A 17,666-nucleotide genomic window follows, 5' to 3' on the forward strand; every position below is an offset into this window, starting at 1 on the left:
TTTCCTGCAAACCCGCTGAATTTTGGCTTATTCCTCTAAAAAGGCTTGCCAGGCAGCCTTTAATTACAGATTTGCTGCTAATAAGGCCTCGATTTGAGGGGCTTCTACCCGCGTCATGAGGTGTTTGTAGGGCTTGATCGGGTTCGCGCTTGAGAGGGTCGTTTTGACGTCATTCCAGCCCATTGGCGGGATGGAAAGGAAGTCCTCGACACCTGCTGCCACCGTTGGCAATACCGGCTTGAGGTAAAGCGTCAGCAAACGGAACGCCTCCAAAGTCACGCTACAGACCTTTTGTAGTTCGGCTTCTCGTTCCGGATCTTTGGCGATTTCCCAGGGTTTATTTTCGTCGACAAATGCATTGACCTGATCAGCTAGCTCCATAATGGTCCGTAAGGCTTTTGCATATTCACGGGCTTCATATAACTGAGCAATTTTTTCACTAGCAGAGGCAATTTCGGTGAGTAGGGGATTGCTCATGGCTTCATCAGAAACAATGCCACCAAAACGCTTTACCAAGAAGCCAGCACTGCGGCTTGCAATATTGACGTACTTACCCAAAAGATCGCTATTGACCCTGGCTACAAAGTCTTGGAGATTGAGATCCAAGTCCTCCATGCTGTCATTAAGTTTGGTTGCAAAGTAATAACGGAACCACTCTGGATTAAAGCCAGTTTCAATAACGCTATTGGCTGAGATGAGCGTGCCACGCGACTTACTCATCTTCTCGCCATCGACGGTAAGAAAGCCATGGGCAAACACATTGGTTGGCGTGCGATAGCCGGCAAAGTGCAATGTAGCGGGCCAAAACAAGGTGTGGAAGTACAAGATATCTTTGCCAATAAAGTGATATTGCTCAGTGCTTGTATCGGGCTTAACCCACTCTTCAAAATTGAGGCCCTTGCTTTGGCAGTAATTTAAGAAGCTTGCGTAATAGCCAATAGGAGCATCAAGCCATACATAAAAATACTTACTGGGGGCATCCGGAATTTCAAAGCCAAAGTAGGGCGCATCTCGAGAGATATCCCAGTCCCCCAGCTTACTATCGCCAGGCTGTCCAACCCATTCCTTCATTTTGTTGCGAGCTTCCGGTTGTAGGGGAGTGTTTACCTGTGTCCATTCACGCAAAAAAGTTTCGCAGCGAGGGTCGGAGAGTTTGAAGAAGTAGTGGTCAGAAACTTTTTTGATCGGTGTGGCGCCACTGACTACAGAGAACGGATTTTTTAAATCGGTTGGAGAATAGGTTGCTCCACATTTTTCGCAGGAATCGCCATACTGATCTTTGGCACCGCACTTAGGACATTCGCCTTTAATAAAACGATCTGGCAAAAACATTTCTTTGACGGGATCGTAGGCTTGCTCGATGGAGCGCATTTCAATGAGACCAGCGTCTCGTAGTTTGAGATAAATGCTTTGAGACAACTGCTCATTTTCAGGGCTATCGGTAGTGTAGTAGTTATCAAATGAGATGAGGAAATTATCAAAGTCACGTTTATGTTCTTTCCAAACCTTGGCGATGAGCTCTTTGGGGGTCAAACCTTCTTTTTCAGCACGTAGCATGATGGGTGTGCCATGAGTATCGTCAGCTCCAACATAGTGCACTTCATGACCACGCATTCTCTGGAAACGTACCCAAATATCCGTTTGAACATATTCAACCAAATGCCCAATATGAATCTGGCCATTGGCATATGGCAAGGCAGAGGTAACTAATAGGCGACGCTGGGGATTGCTCATGAAAAACGGTCTTAAAAAGAAACAAATTCAACAAAAAGGGCAATTCAAGATTATGGGGCTTGAAATGGATTTGAGCATTAATTTTAGTCTGCGGTTAAAGTAAATACCGATAAGAAAATAAATTAAGAGACGTTTTATGGCTTCCTCCCACAATATCGAGATGTCCAATGCTTCTGTGCCTCTAGTCCATGAGGTGCAAATCATGGATGAGGCAGGGCGTCTGAAGACGACTCATATCCCTGGGGAGCGCCCCCTGACAATTTACTTGGATAAGCGCGAGGTCGTGACCTTAATGACCCTAGGGAGCGCCCCTGAGGCCCTGGTATTAGGTTATTTGCGTAATCAGCGCCTTGTGGAATCCCCAGAGGATATCGCCAGTATTCAGGTGGATTGGGAGACGGATTCAGCGGCAGTCAAAACCCATCGCAGTACGGTAGATATCGATGCACTTACAAGCAAGCGGGTGGTGACTACTGGCTGTGGCCAAGGCACCATGTTTGGCGGCCTCATAGAGGAAATGTCCGAGATTAGACTGCCAGATGGACCCAATCTATCTCAAGAAGCTATCGTTGCCTTGATTGACGATATTCGCACCCATGACACGATTTATAAGAAGTCGGGTTCGGTTCATGCCTGCGCTGTATTTGAGCGCCAGGGCGAGAGTGGTATCCGACTGCTGCATTTTATTGAGGATGTTGGGCGCCATAATGCTGTTGACTCCATATCGGGTCTGATGTGGTTGGCGGATAAAGAGGGAAAAGATCTGATTTTCTTTACCACCGGCCGTCTGACTTCTGAGATGGTGATCAAGGGCGCTCAGATGGGGATCCCTTTTCTCTTAACGCGTTCCGGCGTGACCTTGATGGGGCTGGAGTTGGCTCGTAAAACCAATCTCACCCTGTTATCTCGGTGTTCGGGGAAGCATTTTGAGATTTATAACGCTCCAGAGCGGGTCGTTTTTACCAGTCCAGCCTCTACAGCGTAAATTCATGGGCATAGGGCCCGCGATGGTTTTACAATTCGCCCATGACTATTAAATCAGACCACTGGATTCGCCGTATGGGCGAGCAAGGCATGATCACCCCATTTGAGGCTGGTCAAGTTCGCCAAGATGCTGCCGGACAAAAAATTGTGAGTTATGGCACCTCAAGCTATGGCTATGACATTCGTTGTGCCGATGAGTTTAAGATTTTCACGAACATCAATAGCACCATTGTTGATCCTAAGAATTTTGATGAGCAGTCTTTTGTCGACTTTAAGGGCCCAGTCTGCATTATTCCCCCAAACTCTTTCGCTCTAGCTAGAACTGTCGAGTACTTCAAAATTCCACGCAGCGTGTTAACTGTTTGCGTCGGTAAGAGTACATATGCGCGCTGTGGAATTATTGTGAACGTGACGCCATTTGAGCCTGAGTGGGAGGGCTACGTCACTTTAGAGTTTTCAAACACGACGCCATTACCTGCCAAGATTTATGCGGGCGAGGGATGTGCACAGGTTTTGTTCTTTGAAAGCGATGAAGTCTGTGGTACATCTTATAAAGATCGTGGCGGTAAGTACCAAGGCCAAGTTGGCGTTACTCTCCCCAAGACCTAACGCATCCATATTTATTTCTTAATCTCATTAATCGCCTGTTTAGCGAATTAAAAGGGTACTCATGAAATTTCGTTTCCCAATCATCATTATTGATGAGGACTTCCGCTCTGAAAATATTTCAGGATCTGGTATCCGCGATTTAGCGGAAGCTATCGAGGCGGAGGGAATTGAGGTAATTGGCTTGACGAGTTATGGCGATCTGACATCTTTTGCGCAGCAAGCATCTCGAGCCTCAACTTTCATCGTATCGATCGATGATGAAGAATTTATCTCAGACTCAGAAGATCACGATTTACCAGCGTTAAACAATTTGCGTGCATTTATTACGGAAGTGCGCAAGCGTAATGAGAATATTCCAATTTTCTTGTATGGCGAGACACGTACCTCACGTCATATTCCCAACGATATCTTGCGCGAACTGCATGGCTTCATTCATATGAATGAAGATACGCCAGAGTTTGTGGCACGCCATATTATTCGGGAGGCTAAAGTCTATCTAGATTCCCTGGCACCACCATTTTTCCGCGCTTTAACCAATTACGCCTCTGAGGGTTCCTATTCTTGGCATTGCCCAGGACACTCTGGTGGCGTGGCATTTTTGAAGAGCCCAGTAGGGCGTATGTTCCACCAATTTTTTGGTGAGAATATGCTCCGTGCTGACGTTTGTAATGCCGTTGAAGAATTGGGGCAACTCTTAGATCACACTGGACCTGTTTTGCAGAGTGAGCACAATGCAGCCCGTATCTTTAACGCAGACCATTTGTTTTTTGTCACCAACGGCACCTCCACTTCCAACAAGATTGTTTGGCATTCAACGGTTGCTCCTGGTGACGTAGTCTTGGTGGATCGTAATTGCCACAAGTCAGTAATTCACTCGATCACCATGATGGGGGCGATCCCCATCTTTTTGATGCCTACTCGCAATCACCTGGGTATTATTGGGCCGATACCCAAAGAAGAGTTTGAGTGGAAGAACATTAAGAAGAAAATTGATGCCAATCCATTCATTAAAGATAAGAACGTTGTTCCTCGTGTGATGACCCTCACACAAAGTACCTATGATGGCATTGTGTACAACGTTGAAATGATTAAAGAGATGCTTGATGGCAAGGTTGATTCTTTGCATTTTGATGAAGCTTGGTTGCCACATGCAGCATTCCATCCTTTCTATAAAGATATGCATGCCATTGGTACTGACCGTAAGCGCACCAAAAAGAGTTTGATGTTTGCTACCCAGTCAACCCATAAGTTATTAGCAGGTCTTTCACAAGCTTCGCAGGTATTGGTGCAAGATGCTGAAGAGCAGAAGCTCGATCGTGATTGCTTTAATGAGGCCTATTTGATGCATACCTCAACTAGCCCTCAGTACGCGATTATTGCCTCTTGTGATGTCTCTGCGGCCATGATGGAGGCTCCTGGCGGCACCACTTTAGTTGAAGAGTCTATCGCTGAAGCGATGGACTTCCGTCGCGCAATGCGTGAAGTCGATGATAAGTTTGATGGGGATTGGTGGTTCAAGGTTTGGGGGCCAGATCATTTGGCTGACGAGGGTATTGGTGAGCGGTCTGACTGGATTCTGGAGCCCAATGCTAGCTGGCATGATTTTGGCAATGTCACCAAAGATTTCAATATGCTCGACCCCATCAAGGCCACAGTAGTGACCCCCGGTCTTGATATTGATGGTAATTTTGGCTCCATGGGAATCCCGGCAAGTATTGTTACTAAATACTTAGCTGAGCATGGAGTCATTGTTGAGAAATGTGGACTCTATTCTTTCTTTATTATGTTCACCATCGGTATTACCAAAGGTCGTTGGAATACCTTGGTGACTGAGTTGCAACAGTTCAAAGATCACTTTGATAAGAATGCGCCTTTATGGAAGGTGCTTCCAGAGTTCGTCGCAAAACACCCGCGTTACGAGCGCATTGGCTTGAAAGATATCTGTCAACAGATTCATGAGTTTTATAAGAGCCGAGATGTTGCCCGCATGACTACAGAGATGTATACCTCGGATATGGTGCCAGCTATCATGCCTTCAGAAGCATGGGCAAAGATGGCGCATAAAGAAGTTGACCGTGTTCCGTTGGATCAACTCGAGAATCGAATTACTGCGATGTTAGTGACACCTTATCCTCCAGGTATTCCACTCCTGATTCCTGGCGAACGATTTAATAAACGCATCATTGACTACCTTTACTTTGCTCGCGATTTCAATGAGCGATTCCCTGGGTTTGAAACGGATATCCACGGTTTGGTAAAGACAGAGATTGATGGTCGAAGTCAATATTACGTAGATTGCGTAAGGCAGGAACACGATACTAAGTAGTAATGCGATTGACCGACAAAGCCACTTTAGAGTGGCTTTTTTGTTGCTATTTAAGTGGCTTGTCTAATTGAAAGATGACGGGCGCATCCTCATCCACCTTGCTCTGGGATGGATCTAACGCCCTTTCTTCACTAGTAGTGAAGTTGTAATCCTGACTTTGTACTACCGCTGCCGGCTTATCTAGAAAGCTAGTCACTAGAGCGGGAAATGCAATAACCAATAGCACCATGATCAGTTGCAGGCCAACCCAGGGTAATGCACCCCAGTAGATGTCGCTACTCTTAACTTCTTTAGGTGCTACGCCTCGTAAATAGAAAAGCGCAAAACCGAAAGGAGGGTGCATAAATGAGGTTTGCATATTGACGCAGAGCATGACGCCAAACCATACCAGTGCAGCGCTGGCAGCAGCCTGTGGGTTGCCATTCATGGACGCGAGTAATACAGGTGCCAATAGTTTTACAGCCACTGGTGCCAGAAGCGGGACGATGATGAAAGCAATTTCAAAGAAGTCTAAAAAGAATGCCAAGAAAAAGACAAAGAGATTAACAACAATCAGAAAGCCAACCCAGCCACCGGGTAGGTTGGAGAATAATTCTTCAACCCAATGGCCTCCATCCACTCCTTGGAATACTACTGAAAAGCAAGTAGAGCCAATCAGAATAAAGACCACCATTGCCGTTATGCGAGCGGTGTTTTGATAGGCCTCTTGAATGAGCCCTTTGAGATTCGGAATCTTTGCTCGTCTGAGCCACGCTAAAAGTAAGGCACCCATTGCTCCCATGGCGCCTGATTCTGTTGGGGTGGCAATACCCGTCATGATGGTGCCCAGCACCAAGAAGATCAGGACGGCTGAGGGAATAATACCCAGCAAGCATTTTTTCCAAAGCTCCCAACCTTTAAGGGTTAGTTCACTCTCAGGTACGGGAGGTAAGTAATCTGGTTTAAAGCGCGACAAGAAGAATGTGTATAGGGCAAATAAGCCAATCTGTAAGAGCGATGGTCCCCAGGCGCCTAAATACATGCTGCCGACATCTGCGCTGCCACTTTGGGTTTTAAGTTGATCGGCTAAAACAATCAGAACAAGAGATGGGGGTACAAGCTGCGTGATGGTGCCAGAAGCCGCCAGAACGCCCGTGGCGTAACGCATGTTGTAACCATAGCGCATCATCACCGGTAAAGAAATCATAGCCATGGCGATCACCTGAGCCGCTACTGTCCCGGTAATGGCGCCCAAGATAAATCCGACAATGATCACTGAGTAACCAAGTCCACCACGGATACGTCCAAAAAGCTGTCCCATGGAATCGAGCATTTCTTCAGCGAGACCGCAGCGCTCTAGGATCGACCCCATAAAAGTGAAGAAGGGAATGGCCAGCAGCAAGTCATTAGCCAGAACACTGCCAAAAATCCGTTGTGGAATCGCTTGTAAAAAGGGCATGCCAAAAAAGTTTTCACTAATAGCAATTCCGGCAAAAAAGAGCCCTGCAGCCATTAAGGAAAAGGCTACTGGAAAACCAATCAACATAAAAATGATTAGCCCGCCAAACATTAAGGGCGGCATCCATTCAAGCGGAATCATTGCATGGGCTTTTCGTAATCGAGATCAGCAAGCGGAAGGGTATCTTTACCTTTGAGTATGCCAATGCGCTTAATGATTTCAGAGATACCTTGTAGGCTCAACATAAAAAAGCCAAACGGCACCACAAACTTAATGGGATAACGAAGCAGACCTCCTGCATTAAGGGAGTGCTCTGAGACGATCCATGAGGGATAAAACAAAGTAGTCCAAGATAGCCAAGCAAATAATATGCAGGCAGGCATTAAAAATAGGATCAGACCGAAAAGATCGATATAAATGCGGCCACGGTCTGATAGCTGGGAATAAATTAGATCTACTCTGACGTGCTCATTGCGCTTGAGGGTGTAGGGGGCAGCAAGCATCACTGCTGCAGCAAATAAATACCACTGCAACTCTAGCGGCCAGTTGTTACTGATATCCAAGCCATAGCGGAGTAAAGCATTAACAGCAGAAACGATGCACGATAGCAAAATCATCCAGCCAGCTATCTTGCCGAGCACTTGGTTTAGTCGATCAATTCCAGTGGAAAGTGCTCCCCAAAAGCCCATTTGATTTAAAGGTCTGCACGAGCCCGTTTAATTGCTGCTAGAACTTGTGTGGGCGCAGTTCCACCAGCGTGTTGTCGTGAATTCACTGAGCCATCAACTGTTAGCAGAGCAAAAACATCATCACCCATGAGCTCTGGTCGATTGTCCAATCCACAAGCAAAGCGTAGCTCAGAAAGACTGAGGTCAGTAAGCATGCAGTTGCGACCTACGCAGGCCTTAACAGCATGTGCGACTGCTTCGTGGGCATCACGGAATGCTAGGCCCTTTTTAACGAGGTAGTCAGCAAGGTCGGTGGCGGTTGCAAAACCTTCTTCAGCAGCCGCTTTCATCACATCAGCCTTTACTTCAATATGGGGAACCATATCCGCAAAAATACGTAAGGTATCTTGCACGGTGTCTACTGCGTCAAATAGCGGCTCTTTATCCTCTTGATTATCTTTGTTGTACGCCAAAGGCTGACTCTTCATGAGAGTTAAGAGGGCGATTAAATCACCATATACACGACCCGTTTTACCGCGAGCTAATTCTGGTACGTCTGGATTTTTCTTTTGCGGCATGATCGAGCTGCCTGTACAGAAGCGATCTGGTAAATCAATAAAGCCAAAACGGGGGCTGAGCCATAACACCAGCTCTTCTGATAGGCGTGAAACATGCATCATCAAGATTGAAGCAAAGGCACAAAACTCAATAGCAAAGTCACGATCAGATACGGCATCTAAGGAGTTGTTGCAGATCCCATCAAATCCTAAAATTTTAGCTACTTGTTCACGATCAATAGGGTAGGTTGTGCCTGCCAGTGCAGCAGCGCCTAGTGGAAGGCGATTAAAGCGCGCACGAAGGTCAGCTAGGCGACTGGCATCGCGACTAAACATTTCGTAATAGGCCATCAAGTGATGACCAAATGTAATAGGCTGGGCCACTTGCAAATGGGTGTGACCTGGCATGATGGTTGCTGAATGTTTTTCAGCAAGATCTAATAAAGCCACACGTAATGTTTTTAGCGTATCTGCAATTTGATCAACGTTAGCACGCAACCAGAGGCGCAAGTCGGTTGCCACTTGGTCATTCCGTGAACGACCAGTGTGGAGGCGTTTTCCAGCATCACCTACGAGTTCAGTGAGGCGAGCCTCAATATTGAGATGTACATCTTCAAGGGCGAGCTGCCAGTTAAATTCACCAGCCTCAATTTCACTTTGAATTTGCGCCATTCCTCTTTGAATATCCGCTAAATCCTGAGCACTAATAATTTTTTGACTCGCCAGCATTTGCGCATGGGCTAATGAGCCTGCGATATCGACCAAGGCAAAACGTTGATCAAAACCAATTGAGGCGGTATAACGTTGAACCAGTTCGTCAACGGGTTCGGTAAAACGGGCCGACCAAGCTTGGGCTTTGTTGGCAAGGGAATTTTTGGATGAGCTCATAAACGCAGTATATTGGTGTAGGTCTTTGATTATTTTAAATGTTATGTCCCAAACCCCTATTTCTAGCTCAGCATCCACCCTTTCTAGCCCTCCACAGCGCCTGGTAATTGCCTCTCGTGAGAGTCGTCTTGCCATGTGGCAGGCTGAACATGTGCGGGATTGCCTCAAAAAGCTCTATCCCGAGTGCGATGTCCAGATTTTGGGGATGACCACCCGTGGCGACCAAATATTAGATAAAGCCCTCTCTAAAGTTGGTGGAAAGGGTTTATTTGTGAAAGAGCTGGAGACGGCCTTAGAGGATGGTCGGGCGGATTTAGCGGTTCATTCCTTAAAAGACGTCCCTATGGTCATGCCTGAGGGATTTGAGCTGGCATGTGTCATGGCTCGAGAGGATGCCCATGATGCCTTTGTATCCAATGACTATGAGAGTCTGGAGGACTTACCAAGGGGCGCTGTAGTGGGTACTTCTAGTCTGCGTCGCGAATCTGTTCTCAGGGCAAAGTTCCCTCATCTAGAAATTTTGCCTTTGCGCGGAAATTTGGATACGCGTATGGGTAAGCTAGATCGCGGGGAGTATCAGGCAATTATCTTGGCGGCTGCAGGACTTAAGCGTCTTGGCTTAGAGAGTCGGATACGGGCGCTACTACCTATTGATCCCTATACGCCGGCAGCAGGACAGGGTGCTTTGGGTATTGAAACGCTGAGCAAGCATCCCAAGATTAAGCAATGGCTCGCCCCTTTAAATGACTTACCAACCTTATATGCAGTCACTGCTGAACGAATGGTGTCACGTCAGTTGGGTGGTTCTTGTGAGGTGCCTTTGGCGGCATATGCCACATGGAATCAAGATCACATGAGTATCCGTTCTTTTGTTGCTAGCGTAGATGGCAAAGCAAATTGCTTGGCAAGTGCCCAAGGATCAGTCAGAAGCTTGGCAGAAGCTGAGGCTTTGGGGTTGACAGTGGCACAAGACTTAATTGCGCAAGGTGCAGCCAATCTCTTGCCAAATGGTTTACCTAGTTCAACCTAGTCTTACATCAAGCGCATATGGGTAACAAGACGATTGTGATCACCCGCCCGAGCGGGCAGTCACAGCATTTATCCGAAATGCTCAGGTCTGGTTTGCTTAGCAGTGGGATGCTCCCAGAGCGCTGTCCACGGATTATTACTTTGCCGCTGCTTAATATTGCCCCTAAAACAGATGAATCTCTCAAATCACATATCCAGGCTAGCTTAAAAGCGGCTGACCTCATTATTTTTGTCAGCCCGAATGCGGTGGAATGCACCATGGGTTTGCTTCATCATGCTTGGCAGGGGCTGCTTAATCAGGCTGTGCCGATTGGAGTCATGGGGGGTAGCAGTCAAGCTGCTCTCAAGCAACACGGTATTGGCACTCAGGGTAGTCTTAGCAACATTATTTTGCCTACCGATAGCGCACACTGGGACTCTGAGGGTTTATGGAATGAGTTGCAACAATTAGACTGGGATTGGACTGCTAAAAAGGTCATCATTTTTAAAGGAGAGGGTGGTCGAGATTGGCTGGCCAATACCTTGGAAAACGCTGGGGCTCAAGTAGAACCTATTTCGGTATACGCCCGTGTGCCTCTAGATCCCGAGGATTCCGCTTGGCATGCTATTCATGAAATTGATTTTTCTCAATCACTCTGGATGCTCACCTCATCAGAGGCCGTACGCTATCTTGATCAGGCTAAATTACCCTTGGATACTGCTATGGCAATTTGCCCACATCATCGGATTTCAGATGCAGCTGAGCAAATTGGTTTTGGAGAGGTATTTACTTGCGAACCAGGTGATGCTTCTCTGGTTGCAGCTGCGCAGAATTGGCTGCTGATTAAATAAATCAACACTACTGTTGGTAGTTTAGTAGAGCAGGTAGAAAGACTTCATTGACTAATAAAGGGTGTCCCTTTAACTGGTAAAGAGTTCGTCTTGCCCAAACTGCTTTTGGTAAGTCAGAATACTGCTTAAAACATTTTTGCCACAATTCATTTTTTTTATCTAGGCGGGCAATTTCACGAAGCGGCTTCCTCTTGGAGTGCATACGCGTTTTAGCAAATAGCACAGCGCCTAATGGTTTTTTCCCAAGTCGCAAGATGGCGTGATTGCTTCCGCTTGAGCTGGTAATTGGAATAATGCTGTGAGCCATCACGAGTGGGATTTGATTGACGCAGAGAAGGACTTCTCGGACGCGGCATCGCGTGATCTTGAAATGAAAATAGCGACTCTCGTCGCTATTCAGGTTTTGACGGCAATCGCGTAAAACCACTACCTCTAGTTTTTGCCCGATTGCCTGTTCAATTTTTTGAGTTAAAGAACCCGTATCGCTCAGCCAAGATTGCCACTTGCGTGGCGCTTGGTGTAGTTCACCGGAATCGACTCGATTCCATGCAGAACGGAGACGACGACGGTGAATCATTTTTAGCTACCGCTAAAGTTTCTACGTTGACCGCCAGATTTTGGTTTAGCAAAACGTGGACCAGCGGATGGACGTGAATCTCCAGAGCGAGATGGACGTGAGTCAGCAGAACGTGCTGGGCGTGAATCAGCAAAACGATTACCACCAGCTGGACGGGAATCGCCAGAGCGAGATTCGAAATGATTGCCTGAGCGATTGCCACCGCCCCCACCACCAGAACGAGACTCTGAGCGAGCACCAGAACCATAACGACCACCACCGCCACCAGAACGATTGCCGCCGCCAAAACCACCGCCAGAGCGACCGCCGCCTGGGCGACCACCACCACCGCCAAAGCTAGGCTTGGCTTGTGGCTCTAAGCCAGCAATGACTGAAGCAACGATATCTTGCTGCGTAAAGCGCTCGATGTTGCGAATCTTAGCGCGATCACGATGTTCTACCAAAGTGATAGCTACGCCATTACGACCCGCACGACCAGTACGACCGATGCGGTGCGTATAGTCTTCTGGTTTCATTGGCAAGCCAAAGTTAATCACGTGACTAATACGGGGCACATCGATACCGCGAGCTGCCACATCAGTTGCTACCAAAATCTTGGTGTGACCTTTGCGAAGAGACTCCAGACGACGCATACGAACAGCTTGAGGCATTGCACCATGCAAGGCGCTTGCCTCGTAACCATTGGCGCGTAATGTATCAGCAATTTTTTCGCTTTCAACTTGAGTGCTTGCAAACACAACCGCTTGATCTAAAGAGGCATCAGCCAAAATATGCTCGAGCAATTTATGTTTGTGCGACATGCTATCAGCCCAATGCAATTTCTGTTCGATATTTGCATGCTTTTCGCCAGCATGAGCAAGCTCAATACGCATGGCGTTAGTAGTTAGCTCGTTGGCCAAAGACATAATCTTTGGTGCAAAGGTTGCAGAGAACATCAAGGTTTGATTGCGACCAGAGCAACGCTTATCAATTGCTTCAAGATCATCAGCAAATCCCATGTCGAGCATGCGATCAGCTTCATCAATGACCAATTGTTTAACGTCATCTAAACGAATCGCTTTGCTGTCGCTCAAGTCGAGTAAGCGACCTGGAGTTGCGACAACTAACAATGCGCCTTTGAGGGCTTGGATCTGTTTGCCGTAAGGCATACCACCCATCACGGTTGCAATACGAATGCCTTTCATACCGCGAACTAAGTTCACGGCATCAGCAGCAACTTGTTGCGCTAATTCACGGGTAGGGCAGAGCACCAACACCTTAGGTTGGGCACGACCTGGTACAGGTGAGTTGTTTGGATTATCTTCAATCAATTGATTAATTAAAGGTAATAAAAAGGCGGCGGTCTTACCGCTACCGGTTTGGCTGCTGACCAATAAGTCCCCGCCAGCTAGAGCCGCAGGAATAACCTGAGCTTGCACTGGAGTGGCTTGGGTGTAACCCAATTCAGCAACGTTTTTGAGAAGTGGCGCCGCGAGGGCGAAAGACTGGAAATCATTTCCAGCAGGATTGGTTTCTTTAGAAAAAGTCATGCTATTACACATCCCCTTTAAGGGATGTCTCCGTGTATACACTCTTTGTTTTTTAATTGAGTGTGATGGTCAAAGGCATCGACCATCAGACAGGCGGCAGCGCGTTTTGTAACTTCGGTGTTTATGACTTCTAAACGATGCGCTGAAATATAGCTGGGGGGCGATGAATCAAAATGCTTAAAAAAGCTCACCATTATGGCATTTTAAGAATGCAATTACAAGGGTTTTCCCGAATTTAATTATCATGAGTCAATGAACTGGTTCATTAGCCCCTCAAGCGTTGGCATCGTAGACTTTCCTACTTATTTGGTGGGCACGATTCTGACCATCTTATTTCCAGGGCCTAACTCTTTATATGTTTTAACAATAGCTTCTCTTAAGGGATGGCGTGCTGGCGCCTGGGCTTCATTCGGAATTTTTATTGGTGATGCTATTTTGATGTTGGGAGTTGCTTTGGGTGCAGCATCCCTTTTGAGTGCTTCCTCAACATTATTTAATATCATGCGCGCCGTGGGGGCGGCTTACTTAGTTTGGCTGGGATATGGCTTTATACGCGATGGTGTGGCGCGCTGGCGCGGGGTGCGCATTACATCTACTCAGGAAGATCGCGCTAATTATCTCAATACCTTGCACCCCAGCATCGCCGCCTTGCTCCTGTCTCTTACTAACCCCAAGGCAATATTTTTCTTTATTTCTTTTTTCTCGCAATTTATAAAACCGGATAACCAGCATCCCGTCTATGCATTCTTATATCTAGCCATTGTTTTGCAGGTAGTGAGCATGGCCTATTTAAGTAGCTTAATTGTTGCTGGGCAATTCTTCCTTAGCTATTTTCAAAAGCACCCGCGATATTCTTCGGTGCTGTGGATATTGGTTGGTACGTTGCTAGTCGTCTTTGGTGGGAAGTTGTTGCTCTAAAACCAATATTGCACTTAGTCTTACCGAAGCCAGCGTAGTAAACGCTCCACACCCTTTCCATAAGGAGGGCGCGCTAACTTTGTACCTCGAAGAATATTTAAACCAAATAATCCTCGCACCTCTAAAACTGACTTACGATGACTAAATGTCTCAAAACCTGCTTTGCCATGGTATGCACCCATGCCGCTAGCCCCAACCCCGCCAAAAGGGAGATCTTCAACTGATGCATGCAGCAAAGTGTCGTTAATAGTGACACCACCTGAGCGGGTGTTATCCAATACTTTTTGCAGTGCCTTTTTGTCCTTGCCAAACCAATAGATTGCCAGAGGTTTTGGTCGGCAATTAACATACTCGATAGCCTCGCTCATATCTTTCAGCGAGACGATAGGAAGAATAGGGCCAAATATTTCTTCTTGCAGAATTAGAGTATCTGCTGAGACATTCTCCAAGGCAACTGGCATAAATTTTTCACTTGTATGTTCGATTTGATCAAGTAAGGGAATAACTGTTGCCCCCCGATCTTGCGCATCGCGAACGAGGTGATGCCAACGAGCTAGTTGCAGTTCATCAATTGCACTAGTCAACTCTAGGGGATTTGAAAACTGCTGTTTCGCTGCTTTTTGTAACTCTGCAATAAAAGACTTGGTGTCACTCTCTTTGATGAGTACATAGTCCGGCGCGATGCAAGTTTGGCCACCATTAATGAGTTTTCCATAAACAATGCTTGCTGCAGCATCCTTGAGTTTGGCGGATGAATCGATGATGGCTGGTGACTTTCCGCCTAACTCCAGTGTGATTGGTGTCAGATGATCTGCAGCTGCCCGCATTACTTTTTTACCGATATCCTCTGAGCCTGTAAAGAAGAGGTGATCAAATGGAAGTGCGGCAAAGCATTCGGCTACCTCGACACCACCAGTGCTCACGCAAAATTCAGTTGGGTGAAAATACTCCTGAATTAATGAGGCCAAGAATCCTGAAGTGCGAGAGCTTCTTTCTGAAGGTTTAAGCCACACTCGATTACCAGCAGCAAAAGCTGCAATCGCTGGAATGATGGCCAGCTGTACTGGATAGTTCCAGGGGCTCATAATGCCAACGACACCCATTGATTCCATTTGAGTCCAGGCGTGGGAAGAGCCTAAAAAGCCAGGTGTCTCTACTAATTGTGGCTTTAACCACTCTTTTAAATGCTTGCGGGTGTATTTGCAGGCTTGATAAATCATTTGAAACTCAGCCAACCTGCTTTCAATGGGATTTCTGATGCCAAAGTCCGCCTCAAGTACTTTGCAGATTTTGTCTTCATTGAGCTCAATCATTTTCTCAATACGCCCAATTCGCTCGAGTCTTACCTCTAGGCTGGGATTGGGTTCTGCAGCATAAGCAGCTTTAATTTCATCTAATTGGAGTGTGAAGCGATTGATAGACATGGGGAGCAATAAAGTGACAAGCAAATGTTTGAATAAGGTATTAGGATAAAGCCATGAATGAAAAGATTGAAAAAAGCAGTGAGAGCTTAGAGCGTGCTACCTTAGGGGGCGGTTGTTTTTGGTGTCTTGAGGCGGTCTACCAACAGATTTCCGGGGTGCGGACCGTGATCTCGGGCTATGCTGGTGGTGCCATGCTGAACCCAGACTATGAGTCAGTTTGCTCTGGCACGACGGGCCATGCAGAAATTGTTGATGTCTATTTTGACCCTCAGATTGTGTCTTATCGAGATTTATTAGAAATCTTTTTTGTGATTCATGATCCAACGACTTTGAACTATCAAGGCAATGATCACGGAACGCAATATCGCTCTGTGATTTTTACGCACAGTGATGCGCAAAATAAAACTGCCCGCGAAGTAGTAAAGGAGTTAGAGGAAGCAAGAATTTATGGGAAGCCAATCGTGACAGAAATTACTCCTGCTCCGGTGATCTACCCGGCTGAGGACTATCATCAAAATTTCTTCCGTCGAAATCCGCATCAGGGCTACTGCATGGCGGTGGTTTCGCCTAAATTAGCCAAATTTAGAGCCAAGTTTAAAAGTTTGATTGCTCCGGATTATCGCTAGCCTAGGGTTTGATTAAGGGGCTAGTCGAGTAATTTTCCAGTTTGAGCCATCAAATTGGTAATGAATGCGGTCATGCAGTCTGGAGGGTCGACCTTGCCAGAATTCAATTTCTGTAGGCTTTAAACGATAGCCGCCCCAATGCTCTGGGCGGGGAGGCTTGTCTCCATACTGCTGTGCAAATTTTCTTTCTGCTTCTTCTAGGAATGCTCGATTAGGAATCGCTGCACTTTGTGGGGATGCCCAAGCTCCAATGCGTGAGGCAGGTGGACGCGAATGGAAGTATTCATCGCTTTCAGCAGGAGCCACTTTTTCAACAACGCCTTTAATGCGCACTTGCCGCTCTAGCTCATGCCAGTGAAATAGCAGCGCTGCCTGAGGGCGAATGGCCAATTCTTGACCTTTTTGGCTTTCGTAGTTGGTAAAGAAAGTAAAACCGGCTTGGTCAGCGCCTTTTAGTAAGACAATACGGGCAGATGGGTTGCCTGCTTGGTCAGCGGTAGCTAAGGTCATGGAATTTGGCTCGGGGCACTGTGCTTTTATTGCTTGGTTAAACCATACTTGGAATAAATCCAGTGGATTGCGTGGGACCTCAGTCTCAGAGAGTTGACCGAAGGTATAGTTTTTGCGAAGTTGAGCGATGGAGTCCATTTTTTCAGTATAAAGAGAAGCTATGGCAGAAGACAAGATTGAAGAAAGCATAGATGACCGGCATTTTGGTGGGGTGGCTCGGCTATATGGCCCTGAGCTACGCGAGCGCTTTCGCAATGCTACGGTAGTGGTAGCTGGCCTTGGCGGCGTTGGTTCATGGGCAGCGGAAGCCTTGGCGCGCACGGCAATAGGACATCTTGTTTTAGTGGATTTTGATCACATTGCACCAAGTAATACCAATCGACAACTTCATGCGCTTGAAGGTGAGTATGGCAAAGCAAAAGTGCAGGCCATGTTTGAGCGCATTCAGAAAATCAATCCGAATATCACCCTAACGCCGTGGGATGCTTTTTTGGAACCAGAAAATCTGGATACCATCATTCCGGCTAATGCATTGGTATTGGATGCGACTGATTCCGTGCAAACCAAAATTGCTCTTGCGGTATGGGCTACCGAGCATCAACGCTCATTAGTGATGTGTGGCGCTGCAGGTGGGAAGTCTGACCCTACTTCAGTGCGTTGTGATGATTTATCCCGTACGGAACAAGATGCTTTACTGGCAAAAGTGCGTCAAGGTTTGCGACAGGATCATGGCTTTTCTAGAAACTTAAAAAAGAAAATTGGCATTCGCGCAATTTACTCGCATGAGCCCCGTGCTGGCGTCGCTAGTGGTGGCTTAGCTTGCTCTGGATATGGCTCGACGGTCATGGTGACGGCGGCATGTGGTTTGGCAGCGGCTGCAGAGATTTTGAATCTGATTGCTGCTCAAGAATAAATTCAGATTAAGAAAATATTTTTTCTAAAACTTCAAAACCCTTAAGGGGATTCCCTGTAGGAAGTTTCAGATTATCTTGTCATCCCAAATTTATTTTGCACTCTA

The 17,666-nt window shown here is 46.8% G+C and carries 16 protein-coding genes; 8 read left to right on the forward strand and 8 right to left on the reverse strand.

All coding sequences use genetic code 11. The annotated features are described in order from the left end of the window. Positions 1–63: 63 nt before the first annotated feature. Complete coding sequence (gene metG, locus FD974_RS02405) at positions 64–1,734, reverse strand: methionine--tRNA ligase (RefSeq protein ID WP_215365456.1); 1,671 nt, start codon at positions 1,732–1,734, stop codon at positions 64–66. A gap of 136 nt (positions 1,735–1,870) precedes the next feature. Between metG and FD974_RS02410 the strand changes: the two genes are divergently transcribed. The 3 genes from FD974_RS02410 to FD974_RS02420 all read left to right on the forward strand — a co-directional run bounded on the left by FD974_RS02410 (position 1,871) and on the right by FD974_RS02420 (position 5,653). Then, entirely contained in the window at positions 1,871–2,719 is an 849-nt protein-coding gene (locus FD974_RS02410; protein WP_215365458.1) for a formate dehydrogenase accessory sulfurtransferase FdhD, read from the forward strand. Between the two features lie 41 nt (positions 2,720–2,760). Beyond that, the gene (gene dcd / locus FD974_RS02415; RefSeq protein ID WP_062309580.1) at positions 2,761–3,327 is read left to right on the forward strand and encodes a dCTP deaminase; all 567 of its coding nucleotides are present in this window, start codon (positions 2,761–2,763) and stop codon (positions 3,325–3,327) included. 61 nt (positions 3,328–3,388) lie between these two features. Next, complete coding sequence (locus FD974_RS02420; RefSeq protein WP_215365459.1) at positions 3,389–5,653, forward strand: arginine/lysine/ornithine decarboxylase; 2,265 nt, start codon at positions 3,389–3,391, stop codon at positions 5,651–5,653. A 46-nt stretch (positions 5,654–5,699) separates the two neighbouring features. Here FD974_RS02420 and FD974_RS02425 read toward each other — a convergent pair whose 3' ends face one another. Genes FD974_RS02425 through argH form a run of 3 tightly spaced genes read right to left on the reverse strand, consistent with a single transcriptional unit; the run spans position 5,700 to position 9,204 of the window. Next, positions 5,700–7,232, reverse strand: coding sequence for a TRAP transporter large permease subunit (locus tag FD974_RS02425; protein ID WP_215365461.1), 1,533 nt, complete (start codon positions 7,230–7,232; stop codon positions 5,700–5,702). Next, positions 7,229–7,780: a TRAP transporter small permease subunit gene (locus tag FD974_RS02430; protein ID WP_215365463.1), complete on the reverse strand. Its 552-nt coding sequence runs from the start codon at positions 7,778–7,780 to the stop codon at positions 7,229–7,231. The genes FD974_RS02425 and FD974_RS02430 overlap by 4 nt, the downstream gene beginning before the upstream one ends. Before the next feature lie 5 nt (positions 7,781–7,785). After that, a complete protein-coding gene (argH, locus tag FD974_RS02435) occupies positions 7,786–9,204 on the reverse strand; it encodes an argininosuccinate lyase (protein ID WP_215365465.1) in 1,419 nt (472 codons plus the stop codon). Positions 9,205–9,247: 43 nt separating this feature from the next. Here argH and hemC point away from each other — a divergent pair, with 43 nt between their 5' ends. Both hemC and FD974_RS02445 read left to right on the forward strand, forming a co-directional pair. Further along, the gene (gene hemC / locus FD974_RS02440) at positions 9,248–10,234 is read left to right on the forward strand and encodes a hydroxymethylbilane synthase (protein ID WP_215365467.1); all 987 of its coding nucleotides are present in this window, start codon (positions 9,248–9,250) and stop codon (positions 10,232–10,234) included. A 17-nt stretch (positions 10,235–10,251) separates the two neighbouring features. Further along, positions 10,252–11,064 carry a uroporphyrinogen-III synthase gene (locus FD974_RS02445; RefSeq protein ID WP_215365469.1) on the forward strand — a complete coding sequence of 271 codons (813 nt, stop codon included), beginning with the start codon at positions 10,252–10,254 and terminating at the stop codon, positions 11,062–11,064. Between the two features lie 7 nt (positions 11,065–11,071). Here the strand turns inward: FD974_RS02445 and FD974_RS02450 are convergent, their stop codons facing one another. Then, entirely contained in the window at positions 11,072–11,641 is a 570-nt protein-coding gene (locus tag FD974_RS02450) for a chorismate lyase (protein WP_215365471.1), read from the reverse strand. Positions 11,642–11,643: 2 nt separating this feature from the next. Beyond that, complete coding sequence (locus tag FD974_RS02455; protein WP_215365473.1) at positions 11,644–13,170, reverse strand: DEAD/DEAH box helicase; 1,527 nt, start codon at positions 13,168–13,170, stop codon at positions 11,644–11,646. A 252-nt stretch (positions 13,171–13,422) separates the two neighbouring features. Between FD974_RS02455 and leuE the strand changes: the two genes are divergently transcribed. Then, the gene (gene leuE, locus FD974_RS02460) at positions 13,423–14,088 is read left to right on the forward strand and encodes a leucine efflux protein LeuE (protein WP_215365475.1); all 666 of its coding nucleotides are present in this window, start codon (positions 13,423–13,425) and stop codon (positions 14,086–14,088) included. 20 nt (positions 14,089–14,108) lie between these two features. Here leuE and FD974_RS02465 read toward each other — a convergent pair whose 3' ends face one another. After that, positions 14,109–15,512, reverse strand: coding sequence for a coniferyl aldehyde dehydrogenase (locus FD974_RS02465; RefSeq protein WP_251374645.1), 1,404 nt, complete (start codon positions 15,510–15,512; stop codon positions 14,109–14,111). A 53-nt stretch (positions 15,513–15,565) separates the two neighbouring features. On the opposite strand from FD974_RS02465, the gene msrA reads away from it, so the two are divergent. Further along, on the forward strand, positions 15,566–16,138 hold the full coding sequence (msrA, locus tag FD974_RS02470) for a peptide-methionine (S)-S-oxide reductase MsrA (protein WP_215365476.1): 573 nt from the start codon (positions 15,566–15,568) through the stop codon (positions 16,136–16,138). 12 nt (positions 16,139–16,150) lie between these two features. Here msrA and pdxH read toward each other — a convergent pair whose 3' ends face one another. Beyond that, the gene (gene pdxH, locus FD974_RS02475) at positions 16,151–16,786 is read right to left on the reverse strand and encodes a pyridoxamine 5'-phosphate oxidase (RefSeq protein WP_215365478.1); all 636 of its coding nucleotides are present in this window, start codon (positions 16,784–16,786) and stop codon (positions 16,151–16,153) included. Positions 16,787–16,808: 22 nt separating this feature from the next. Between pdxH and FD974_RS02480 the strand changes: the two genes are divergently transcribed. Next, on the forward strand, positions 16,809–17,561 hold the full coding sequence (locus FD974_RS02480) for a ThiF family adenylyltransferase (protein ID WP_215365480.1): 753 nt from the start codon (positions 16,809–16,811) through the stop codon (positions 17,559–17,561). Positions 17,562–17,666 lie beyond the last annotated feature (105 nt).

Origin of the sequence: Polynucleobacter sp. es-EL-1 (assembly GCF_018687975.1) — a bacterium.
Classification (GTDB): domain Bacteria; phylum Pseudomonadota; class Gammaproteobacteria; order Burkholderiales; family Burkholderiaceae; genus Polynucleobacter.